The 12,487-nt window shown below is 25.6% G+C and carries 9 protein-coding genes; 1 reads left to right on the top strand and 8 read right to left on the bottom strand.

Features of this window, described 5'->3' with window-relative positions; all coding sequences use genetic code 11:
* The 7 genes from CRU91_RS07810 to mltG form a co-directional block, all read right to left on the bottom strand.
* Positions 1-699 carry an ABC transporter ATP-binding protein gene (locus CRU91_RS07810; RefSeq protein ID WP_113894669.1) on the bottom strand — a complete coding sequence of 233 codons (699 nt, stop codon included), beginning with the start codon at positions 697-699 and terminating at the stop codon, positions 1-3.
* On the bottom strand, positions 687-1,484 hold the full coding sequence (locus tag CRU91_RS07805; RefSeq protein ID WP_113894668.1) for an ABC transporter ATP-binding protein: 798 nt from the start codon (positions 1,482-1,484) through the stop codon (positions 687-689). The genes CRU91_RS07810 and CRU91_RS07805 overlap by 13 nt, the downstream gene beginning before the upstream one ends.
* A complete protein-coding gene (gene opp1C / locus CRU91_RS07800; protein ID WP_113894667.1) occupies positions 1,481-2,311 on the bottom strand; it encodes a nickel/cobalt ABC transporter permease in 831 nt (276 codons plus the stop codon). The genes CRU91_RS07805 and opp1C overlap by 4 nt, the downstream gene beginning before the upstream one ends.
* The gene (gene opp1B, locus CRU91_RS07795; RefSeq protein WP_113894666.1) at positions 2,311-3,240 is read right to left on the bottom strand and encodes a nickel/cobalt ABC transporter permease; all 930 of its coding nucleotides are present in this window, start codon (positions 3,238-3,240) and stop codon (positions 2,311-2,313) included. The genes opp1C and opp1B overlap by 1 nt, the downstream gene beginning before the upstream one ends.
* 9 nt (positions 3,241-3,249) lie before the next feature.
* Positions 3,250-4,824 (bottom strand): nickel ABC transporter substrate-binding protein, encoded by a 1,575-nt coding sequence (nikA, locus tag CRU91_RS07790; protein ID WP_113894665.1) that lies wholly within the window; start codon positions 4,822-4,824, stop codon positions 3,250-3,252.
* 169 nt (positions 4,825-4,993) lie between these two features.
* Positions 4,994-7,186: an NADP-dependent isocitrate dehydrogenase gene (locus tag CRU91_RS07785; RefSeq protein ID WP_113894664.1), complete on the bottom strand. Its 2,193-nt coding sequence runs from the start codon at positions 7,184-7,186 to the stop codon at positions 4,994-4,996.
* 117 nt (positions 7,187-7,303) lie between these two features.
* The gene (gene mltG / locus CRU91_RS07780; protein WP_235826975.1) at positions 7,304-8,317 is read right to left on the bottom strand and encodes an endolytic transglycosylase MltG; all 1,014 of its coding nucleotides are present in this window, start codon (positions 8,315-8,317) and stop codon (positions 7,304-7,306) included.
* Between the two features lie 28 nt (positions 8,318-8,345).
* On the opposite strand from mltG, the gene CRU91_RS07775 reads away from it, so the two are divergent.
* Positions 8,346-11,228, top strand: coding sequence for a YhdP family protein (locus tag CRU91_RS07775; protein WP_235826974.1), 2,883 nt, complete (start codon positions 8,346-8,348; stop codon positions 11,226-11,228).
* 53 nt (positions 11,229-11,281) lie between these two features.
* Here the strand turns inward: CRU91_RS07775 and CRU91_RS07770 are convergent, their stop codons facing one another.
* A complete protein-coding gene (locus CRU91_RS07770) occupies positions 11,282-12,487 on the bottom strand; it encodes an ABC transporter permease (RefSeq protein ID WP_113894662.1) in 1,206 nt (401 codons plus the stop codon).

Here is a 12,487-nt window from a genome sequence, read left to right as displayed (position 1 = left end):
TTAAAATTTGATTGGAATAATAGCATTAAAAAGTTGCTTTGTATAGGGGCTTACATCTTTTTGTAAAAAATTATTTACTAAAATATCATCTAAAATCTTTCCATCTTTTATGACTAAAAATCTATCACATAAACTAAAAATAGACTCTAAATTGTGTGTTATAAAAAGATAAGTTATATTATTTCGTTCTTTTATTTTTTTTAGTAAGTTTATAATTTCTATTTGATTTAAAATATCAAGTGAACTTAAAATTTCATCTAAAACTAAAAAATTTGGTTTATTTGCTATGGCTCTTGCTATACAAACTCTTTGTAACTGTCCACCACTAAGTTCATGAGGATATTTTTTTAAAATATTGATTTCAAGTTCAACACTTTTTAAAAGTAAAATAGCATTTTTCATATCAAGTTTTTTATAACTATTCCAAAATGGTTCATTAAGTATTTCATAAACTGTAAATTTTGGATTTACTGAACTATTATAATCTTGAAAAACAATAGATGCAGTTGGTTTATTGTTTTTTAAAATCTCTCCAGAATTAGCTTTTTCTATTCCTAAAATAATTTTTGCTAGTGTACTTTTGCCACTTCCACTTTCACCAATTATCCCTAGACAAGAACCTTTTTTTATATCAAAATTTATATTGTCTAAGACTTTTTTATCTTTGTAAGTTTTTGATATATTGATTATTTTAAACATTCATTGAACCTATTGAACAATTTTTTATGAGCTTCTATTAAATATTTTGAGTATTCATTTTGTGGATTTAATAAAATAGATTTTGTATCGTTGTATTCAACTATTTTACCTTTTTTCATAACAGCTATATTGTTAGCTAAATGTGAAATAATTCCTAAATCATGAGATACAAAAATAACTGTTTTTTTCTCTTTTTCTTGAAGATTTTTAAAAATATTTAAAATTTCTTTTTGATTTATCATATCAAGAGATGAAGTTGGTTCATCTGCTATTATTATTTTTGAATCTTGAGCAAAAGCAAGAGCAATCATAACTCTTTGTAACATTCCACCACTAAGCTCGAAAGGGTAAGAGTTTAAAACTTTTTCTATATCAGTTAAACCAACTTTCTCAAGCCAAAAACAGCTATCATTTTTTGCATTTTTTAAATCTTTTTTATCAATCAAACTCTCAATGAATTGAGTTTTTATTTTTTCTATTGGATTAAAAGCATTCACTGAATCTTGCATTATCATAGATATTTTTTTACCACATATTTGTTGAATCTGTTTTGGTGAAGCTTTTAAAATATCTAGTTCATCAAAAAAAATATTTCCAGTAATTTTGAAATAGTTTGGATTTAAGTCTAAAATTGATTTACAAAGTATAGATTTTCCACTTCCACTTTCTCCAATTATCCCCAACATTTCACCTTGAGTTATTTTTAAATTAATATTTTCTAAAAGATTTTTTTCCTCTTTTTTATTATAAATACAAAGATTTGAAATTTCTAAAATAGTATTCATTTATCAAACCTTTTATTATGTTTTGTATCAAAAGCATCTCTTAAACTATCTCCTAAAAAATTAAAAGATGCAACTACAATTAAGATAGAAAGCCCTGCAGGAAACATTAAAGATGGTTCTATGCTTAGCATATTTTTTGCTTCATTTAACATCATTCCCCATTCAGGAGTAGGGGCTTGTATTCCTAATCCCAAAAAAGATAATGCAGAAATACTCAAAATAACCCAACCAGTATCAATTGTAGCTAATACAACTATATCACTAGATATTGAAGGTAGAAGGTGTTTTCTTAAAATTTTATTTGAAGGAATACCTATTGTTTTTGAAAATAAAACATAATTTTTATTTTTGTATTCTAGTACAAAACTGTAAGTCATTCTTGTGTACCAAGCAAATTTAGCTATTATTGTGGCTATTATTATATTTTCTATGCCAACTCCCAAAATTCCAACAATAGCTATTATTAAAAGTTCATTTGGAAAAGATAACATAATATCACATACTCTTAATATAAAATTTTCAATTTTTTCAAAATAACCAGCAATTAGCCCAAATATAACTCCCAAGAAGATTGTTATAAACATTGTCAAAAAAGCTAGAAATATTGTTGGATGAATACCATAAATAAGCCTTGAAAATACACATCTTCCTAAGTGGTCTGTTCCTAAAGGATATTCTAGGCTATAAGATGCAAATTTATTTGTTAAATTTGGTTCTAAAGGGTCATTTATTGCAACAAATGGAGCAAAAATTCCCAAAATGATTACTAAAAAAATAATACTTAAAGATACGATAGCTAGTTTATCTTTTAAAAGTTTTTTTATCATCAAATGACCTTTTTTAGTCTAGGGTCAATATATCTAGCTATAATATCTGCAAATAGGTTGAAAAATATAAATAAACAAGACATAAAAAGAATATAAGCTTGAATTATTGGTAAATCTCTGCCAAAAATAGCATGTAAACAAAGACTTCCAAGTCCAGGTAATCCAAATATATTTTCTATTACAACTGTTCCTGCTATAAGCTTTGGAATAGACATTCCTAAGGCTATAATACAAGGAATGATTGCATTTTTTATTATATGGTAATTTATAGTGCTATTTTTTAAACCTCTAGCTTTTGCAAATATTACAAAAGGTTCTTCTTTTGTCTGAATTATCCTATTTCTAAGTAATCTAGCGTAAGTAGAAATATATGCAAAAGATAGTGTAATAGAAGGTAAAATCATACTTTTGTAATTATCAAATCCACTAGTTGGGAGTAGATTAAAGTATAATGAAAATAAGTATATAAGAAGTAATCCTAACCAAAAATTAGGCATTGCAGTTGAAAAAAACAGAAAAAATCTTAATATTTTATCTAATAATTTCCCTTCATTTAAACCACAAATTATTCCTAAGCCAAATCCTACTAACAAAATAAGCAGTAGAGTAAAAAAAGCTAAAGTTAAAGTTGTAGGTAGAGCATATAGTATTTCATCTATAACAGGAGATTTTAGACTATAACTTATTCCAAAATCTCCTTTAACAGCATTTTCTAGCCATATTATATATCTTTGTAAAAAAGGTTTATCTAATCCTAATTCTATTCTAACTTCTTCTATTGCCTCTTGCGTTATTGATACATTATTTATTCTAAGTGTTACTTCAGCTGGATCACTAGAACTTAAATTCATCAATGAAAAAGTGACAAAAGATATTATAAAAATTAAAGGAATAAAGATAATAAGTCTTTTTAAAAGATAGAATTTCACCAATTTACCTTATTCAAAAAACATCTTTTCAAATGGAATTTCATATTGAGATATATTAAATCCTACACCTTTCAAATTTTTAGAAAATACAGCTTTAGTTCTTGAATAACTTAAAGGAATATATACATTTTTATTATGAAGATATTGGAAAATATCTTCATAGATAGACTTTCTTTTTTCGATATTTGATTCTATTAAGACTTTTTGTATATTTTCATCTAGCCAAGATTTTTTATCTAATCCTAATTGTGCTTGGTAATCTCCATGTGCTGGTAGTCTAAAAGATGAAATATATGATTGTGGATCAGAGGGTACTCCCCAAGAAAGAGAGTATTGTAAATCAAAATCTCCACTTTTTTGTCTATCTAAAAATGCTTGTTTCTCTTCTCCTATGATTTTTAAATCAATTCCAATATTTTTTAAATTACTCTGAATATATTCACTGATAATTTTTTCTTGAGCATTATTGATATTAAAATATAGTTTTAAAGTAAGAGTTTTATCATCTTTTTTTCTTAAAGCACTTTTTTTATCTAAAATCCAACCACTTTCATCTAAAAGTTTTTTTGATTTTTCTAAATCAAAAGTTTTTAATTCTAAAGGTATATCACAATACTCAACTGTTGGTGAAAAAAGTGTATGTGCAATAGTTTCAGAGTTATTTAAAATACCAGAAATAATATCTTCTTTATTTATTGCATATTGTAAAGCAAGTCTTATTTTATTGTCATTTAATATCTCTTGTTTTGTATTTAAAAGTATTGCTCGTGAAGCAGTTGGATTACTTAAAATGGTGTTAAATTTATTTTGTTTTTGTAAAATATTAAAAGCATCAATATTTATCATATCTCCATCTGCTCCAAAAATTAAATCTATTTCGCCTTTTTGAAGTGCTAAAAGAATTGTTTGATGATCAGGTAATACTTTCCATTTTACACTATCTAATTTTGCTTTTTCTCCCCAGTAATTTTCATTTTTCTTAAATATTGCAAATTCATTTTTTTTATGTTCACTTAATATAAAAGGACCTGTTCCTATATATTTTGTAACGCCATCTTTTGTTCCACTATTGATAAAATATTGTGGAGCAATAAATCTAAATGGTCTTGTTAAAGCTAGTTCTATTAATGTTGGATAATATGGATTTTTTAGTGATAATTTATATGTAAATTCATCTACAACTTCACTTTTTGATATTTGATTTACAAGTTCTAACCAAGCATGTCTTGAACGATTTTCTAATATTGCATCGATATTTTGTTTTACAATATATGCATTAAATTTTGTTCCATCACTAAATTTTACATCATCTCTTAAATGAAAAATATAAGTTTTCCCTTCATCTAATATTTCCCAACTTGAAGCTAACCATGGTTTTATATCTCCAGTTGTGTTTATAACTAAAGATTCAAATACCATATTTTGTGCAGACATTTCACCACTATATAAATGAGGATTTATAATTCTAATATCTTTTGTGCTTGCATAAACTAACTCTTTTTTTTTATTTATATTGTTTTCATTACAAGCAGATATAAAAAAAGTTATAAGTAGTATAAATGAAAGTATAAATAATTTTTTCATGATTTCCTTATATGCTTTTTGAAGTGGCTAGCATTATTATATAATTTTCCTTAAATCCTATTTTAGAGGCAGTATATGAGATATAAAATAATATTTTAAGTTTATTTATAGTGTTAAAAGAGAGTTTTGAAAATTTAAAAAGAGAAGATTTAGCTTCTCTTTTTAATTATTAACCAATAATTTTGTTTAATGTAGTAGATGGTCTCATAACATTTGATGTTTTTTCATCATCAAATAGATAGTATCCACCAGTATCAACAGCTTTTCCTTGAACTTCAGTAAGCTCTTTTAAAATTTGTGCTTCATTGTCATTCATAGCTTTTGCAATTGGAGTAAATTCAGCTTTAAGTTCAGCATCATCATTTTGTGAAGCTAACTCATTTGCCCAATACATTGCTAAATAGAAATGGCTTCCTCTATTATCGATACTTCCAATTTTTCTCGCTGGAGATTTGTCATTTAAAAGGAAAGTTCCTGTTGCCTCATCTAAAGTTTTAGCTAAAACAGCAGCTTTTTTATTATTTTGAGTATTAGCTAAGTGATCAAAAGAAGCAGCAAGTGCCATAAATTCACCTAAACTATCCCATCTTAAGTAGTTTTCTTCTTGAAGTTGTTGTACGTGTTTAGGAGCAGAACCACCAGCACCAGTTTCAAATAATCCTCCACCTTGCATTAAAGGAACAATAGATAACATTTTAGCAGATGTTCCAAGCTCTAAAATAGGGAATAGGTCAGTATTATAATCTCTAAATACATTTCCAGTTACAGAAATAGTATCAAGACCTTTTCTCATTCTATCTAAAGAGTATTGAATAGCATCATCTGGAGCTTTAATAGATATTTCAAGACCACTTAAATCATAATCTTTTAAATATTTTTCAACTTTAGCTATCATTTGTGCATCATGACCTCTAGCTTTATCTAGCCAAAATACTGCAGGAGTATTTGATAATTTTGCTCTATTAACTGCAAGTTTTACCCAATCTTTAATTGGTTCATCTTTAGTTTGGCACATTCTGAAAATATCACCATTATCTACATCAAAACTAAATACAGTAACACCTTCTTCATTTGTAACTACGATTTTCCCATCAGCTTTAGCTTGGAAAGTTTTATCATGACTTCCGTACTCTTCAGCTTTTTTAGCCATAAGTCCAACATTTGGTACTGAACCCATAGTTTTTGGATCTAATGCACCATGTTTTTTGCAATCTTCAATAACAACTTGATAAGTTGTAGCATAGCATCTATCTGGAATCATTGCTAAAGTATCTTCTTCTTTATCTTCTTTATTCCACATTTTTCCACCACCTCTAATCATAGCAGGCATAGAAGCATCTATAATTACATCAGAAGGCACATGTAAATTTGTGATACCTTTTGCAGAGTTTACCATTGCAAGTCTTGGTTGAACAGAATAAACAGCATCAATATCAGCTAAAATTTCAGCTCTTTTTGCATCATCAACTTTGTCTAATTTTGAGTATAAATCACCTAAACCATTGTTGAAATTTACACCGATTTTATCAAAAGTTTCACCATGTTTAGCAATTAAATCTTTGAAATAAACTTTTACAGCAAATCCAAACATAATTGGATCAGAAACTTTCATCATTGTAGCTTTTAAGTGTAAAGACAGTAATACATCTCTTTTTTTAGCTTCATCAATTCCTTTTTGATAGAACTCTTGTAAAGCTTTTGCAGACATTTTAGTAGCATCAACAACTTCACCATTTTCTAAAGGTAAAGATGCTTTTAAAACTGTTTCATTTCCAGATTTATCAATAAATGCAATTTTAAAGTTATCTTCTTTATTTAAAGTTGTAGAAACTTCTGTTCCAAAAAAATCGTTTGCATTCATATGAGCAACATCAGTTTTTGAATCTTTTTTCCACTCACCCATTTTATGAGGGTTATTTTTAGCATAATTTTTAACAGCACCAGGAGCTCTTCTATCTGAATTTCCTTCTCTTAATACTGGATTAACAGCACTTCCTAAAATTTTTGAATATTTTGCATTTACTTCTTCACTAGAGTCATAATTTGGAATATTATAACCTTTTGATTGTAATTCAGCAATAGCAGCTTTTAATTGAGGAATTGAAGCTGAAACATTTGGTAACTTTATAATATTTGCATTTGGATCTTGAGTCATATCACCAAGTTCTGCTAATGCATCACCAATTTTTTGTTCAGGTTTTAATTTTTCAGGGAAAGTTGCGATAATTCTTCCTGCAAGTGAAATATCTTTTTGTACCATTTCAATACCAGAGCTTTTTGTGAAAGCTTTAATAATTGGTAAAAAAGAGTAAGTTGCTAAAGCTGGTGCTTCATCAACTTTTGTGTAAATGATTTGTGCCATGTTTTATCCTAAATTGTAAATTTGATATGTCGTGATTTTAACTATATTTATATTTAATAATATTGAATTTGCTTATATTTCTTAGTGTGAATATTTGATTGTTTCAAATATTCACATCTAATTTACACTGTTGAATAAATCTTTTATTGATGGGGCTTTTTGATTTGTTATATCATTTTTCATAATATCTATTGCTTCATTATCTATATCATTAGGAGTATCATTAACTTTTGTATATGTTTTTTCAACACCAACATTTGCCTGAATATTTGTTTGATGTTCTTCATAACTATTTGCAAATTTATGAAGACCTGTTTTATTATCTCTTACAAAGTACAAGTAGCTACTTTTTACAGGAAAAATAGCAGCTTTTATAGAATCAAGGCTTACTGCACAAACTGGATTTTTAGGTAAACCTTTATTTTTATAGGTATTGTATGAACTATTGTCATTTCTTATTCTATCAGCCGTTACAACACTATTTGAATATTTCCCATAGTTTAATGTTCCGTCCATTTGAAGTGGCATTCCTCTTTTAAGACGATTGTGGATAACACTTGCAACTATTGGCATTTCATTTCTTGTTGCTGCTTCTTTTTGAATAACTGAAGCTAAAGTTATATAGTTAAACCATTTATCTTTATCATAAATTCCAAATATTTTTTTTGAGAACTCTTCATATTTTCTGTTTGTTTGTGAGAATAAGTAGAAAATTATATACTCTTCATTCATTCCAACTGGTAAAGAATAAGTATCAGCAAGTATATTTCCATCTAGTTTATATGAATGTTCATTGTATATTTTTGTTAATTTTTCTTCATCTAAATTAAACTCATTTGCTATTTTTTTTAAGAAAAAATAAGAAGTTTCTCCAGGAATTAAAGTAACAGTTTTTAAAGCAGCTTTAGAAGTTAGTAATTTTATTAGAAAATCCATTTTTGTTAATCTATTTTGTTCAATATCAATCCAACCACTTTGTATAAATCCACCAGTTTTTAAAATAATTTCATCAATTATATTCATTTCGTAACCATTTTTATTTAAGTGTGTTATAATATTGCTAGTGCTACCTTTTGGTATATACAAGATTTTTGTAGATACAACTGGCAAAGTTAGATAATAAAGTACCATAATAAAAGCTATAAGGAAAAAATATATAGTGTTAAAAAACATCAAAATCTTAATATTTGTATCATTTTTTCTTTTAATATTTTTAATGTTTTCTATTCTATTTTCTGGTATCAAAATAAACTCTTTTCATATTTTTAATTTTAAAGTTTCGCAATTCTATATAAAATTGGATAAAAAACTGATTGTTAATGTTGAAGATATAGAGTACAAATCAAAAAAAAGTGAAGTGAGTTCTTCTTTTGAAGATATAAAAAATAATATTGAACTTTTACCAACTTTCTTAAAATATTTTGAAAAAATAGATATAAAAAACTTAAATATAAATGGAAATAGTTTTAAAATATTGTTTGATGATGAAGAGTTTAAAATAGACAATAAATTTATAACCTTAAATTCTAAAATTGATATTTCCTCAAAAACTGTAAATTTTGATATTTCATCGTTGTATTTAAAAGATTATGAAGTTTTATTTAAAGGTAAAGCCATAGTTAATTATTTTGATGAAGAATTAAAATACTTTGGAGATGTTTTTTATAAAAATATTGCTACAAAAACAAATATTGATATTACAAGAAAAAAACTTTCATTTTTTACAAGAAGTGAATATTTTGAAAATCTACATTTTTTAAAACCTTTTTTAGATTTAGATGAAGTTGCAAATGAGTGGATATATGATAATGTAGTAGGGGATTTTAAAGTAGATTGGTTATATGGAGAGTTTGATTTAGAAAAACAAGAGTTAATATCTAAAACTTTAAAAGGTGATGCCCATATAAAAAATGCAAAGATAAAATTTGAGCCAACTTTAGAAGAAATTATGACAAATAATGTAAAAGTAAATTATAAAAATGATACTTTGAGTTTTGATTTGATTGAAGCAAAATATAAAAACAAAAACTTAGAAAATAGTTTTGTTAAAATAGAAAATTTAACAAATGAAGATAATGGAAAAGTTTTAGTAAATATTGAAGCAAAAACTGCTTTAGATAAAGATATTTTAGATATTTTAAAAGCTTATGATATCTCTTTACCTATCTTACAAAAAAACGGGCAAACAAATGCAAAACTCCTTTTAGATATTCCTTATGTGGAACATTTACCAATGACGACAAAAGGTAACTTTGAAGTTCTTAGATCAGATATTTTTATAGATGATTTTCATTTTAAGACAAATAGTGCAAATGTAATTTTAGATAATAATCAACTTTATATAAATGATGCTAGTTTTCTATATGAAAATATGATAGATGTAAATGGAAATATAAATCTTGATTTAGATAGTTTAAAAGCCAATGGCAATATAAAAATAAATAAACTATTAATAAAAAGCAATAAAGATGAAGAAATTTTAAATATAAAAGATAAATCAACACAAATTTTTATGGATTTTAATAAAAATGTACTTATATATTTGGATGATTTAAAAACGACAGTTAATTATGATGACTTACTTACTATAAAAATTGACGATATCTCTAAAATTTATAATTATTCAGATACTTTAAAGTCAAATTCTATAAAAAATGGAAACTTGAGTTTAAAAATCATTGATGATAAAGAAATAGATTTTGAAGGCTCTTTGAAAGGTTTTGATTTACCAATAAAGAAAAATACAAAAGATGTAACGATGTTGGATATTATAGGAAATATTAAAGATGATACTGTTTTTATAGCTTCAAAAGACAACTCTATACAACTTGAAATAAAAGATGAAATATCTATATATTTAGATGAGTATGATATATTTTATGATACGAATAATAAGCAAAATATGGATATTTCTCAAAACTTACATATATATTTAAAAAATACAAATTTAAATGTAGATAGTGATATCTATAAAATCAAAGATGCAAAAATTGATGTAAAAAAAGATTTAATATCTTTTGAAGCTATGATAAAAGAGTTAGATTTACCTATAAAAAAAGATGATAAAAATATAGAAAATATAAAAATTATTGGAAAATATGAAAATGGAGTTTTAAATTTACATTCAGACGATAAAAATTTATTTTTGACAATTCAAGATGAAAATTATAGTATAAAACTAGATGGATATGATATATATTATGATACAAAAAATAGTGATAAATATAGTAAATTAGAGACTATAAATATAATAGGAGTAAATTCTAAAATAGTTTTAAACCATAAAAATAGAGTTTTATCCGATTTTTACGAAATAGATTTGGATAAAAATAGAAAATTTGCATATTTGGAATATGAAGATAGTAAGATGAGTTTTACACAAAATAGTGATTATATAAATATATATATTGCAAAAGCAAAAGAAAATTTTATAAATGCACTATTTAATCAAGATATTATGAGTGGAGGAAAACTAGATTTTTACGCAAATGGAACTCTTGATAGTTTAAAAGGAAAGATGTTAATACGACAAAGTAATATAAAAAATTTATCAATTTTAAGTAATATTATGTTTTTTTTAGAAAGCTCTCCAGCTTTACTAAATCCATTTTTAGCCATTCCATCTGTTTTTGGAATAAATCAACTAGGAGCTTATCAAATAAAAGAAGGTGTCTTAGATTTTGAGTACAACAATAAGAGTAATATCTTGGATATAAAAAGTTTGCACACTGCTGGAAATGGAATAGATTTTGAAGGTAGTGGAATTGTAAATCTTGATACGAATCAGATTAATTCTAAATTAAAACTCATATTTTTAAAAAGTTATAGTTCTATTGTTGAGTATATTCCACTTGTAAACTATATTTTATTGGGTGAAGACAATAGAGTTGAAACACAAATAAATATAAGTGGAGATTTAAATAATCCAGTTATTAATACAAATCTATTACAAGATGGATTCAATGCCCCAGTAAATATATTTAAAAGAATATTTAATACTCCAACAAATTTTATAAATAATTTCAATATTAAAAACAATTAAGTTACTTTATTCCAAAACTAAAAAAGTTTTGGAATATCTAATGATTTTAAATTTTATTCATTTCTTAATACATCAATAACATCTATTTTTGTAGCACGACTTGCTGGATAAAAAGATGATAAAAGAACTATAACAACTGCTCCAATAACAATAGATATAAAATCACTCATAGCTAAATCAAGTGGTAATTTTGCACTTCCATAAACATCAGCTGGTAAAGATACAATATCAAAAGTATCTAAAAACCAATAACCAATAAATCCTAGAATAATCCCAGTAATAATTCCACTAAATCCAATGATCGTACCAACTCTTAAAAATATTGATTTTATCTCTTTTGTTGTTGCTCCCATAGATAAAAGTAGGGCTATTTCTTTTCTTCTACTCATAACTGTCATAAGTAAAGATGAGATTATATTTAAAGAAGCAACTAATATAATAAGCATTAAAACTATAAATAGAGCTGTTTTTTCCATCTTCATAGCAGCAAAGAAGTTTCCATTTTGTTGCCACCAACCAACAACACCAACATTTTTATCTTTTAAAAAGACTCTTAATTTTTCTATATCTTCAAAAGCATTGTTTGAATGAATATGTATACCATCATAAATATTTTCATCTTTTTGTAGTAGAGTTTGTAGAGCTTCTATTGAAGTGTACATATAAGCTTTATCATAAGCACTAAGTCCAGAAGAAAAAGATGTAAGATAGTTAAATCTTTTCATTTTTGGCATCAAAGAAAAACCAGCTGGATTTAGCTCTGTAAAATACAAAGTTACTTTGCTATCACTTGATAAAAGAAGTTTATCACTTATTCCTATACCAGTTATCAAATCAAATTTATTTAGTTCAAAGTCATTTAAGGCTTCTTTGAAAATAGGATTTATTTCTGATTCATTTTGTGCATTTACTCCAAAAATCATACCTCCACTCATATTACTTCCATTTTGAATAATAGCTTGAGTAGATATAAATGCAGAAAATTTTAAATCTTTAAATTCATTTTGTAATTCAACTAAAAGGTTTTCATTTACACTATTTGATGTTTTAGCATAAATTGTAAGAGGATAATTCATAGTAAAAAGTTTTCTTTCAAACTCTTTTGCAGTTCCATTCATAATCGCCATAGACAGGATAAGTACCATAACTCCAATAGCAACTCCAATAAATGCCAAAATAGCACTTATTGAAATAAATGGATTTTTTTTATCAAATCTTAGGTATTTTTTAACTATAAAATTAACTAATTGCTTATTCAA

This window comes from Aliarcobacter vitoriensis (genome assembly GCF_003316695.1).
Lineage (GTDB): Bacteria > Campylobacterota > Campylobacteria > Campylobacterales > Arcobacteraceae > Aliarcobacter > Aliarcobacter vitoriensis.
Note: the sequence above shows the minus strand (reverse complement) of the source record. Positions and strands in the feature narration are given on the sequence as shown.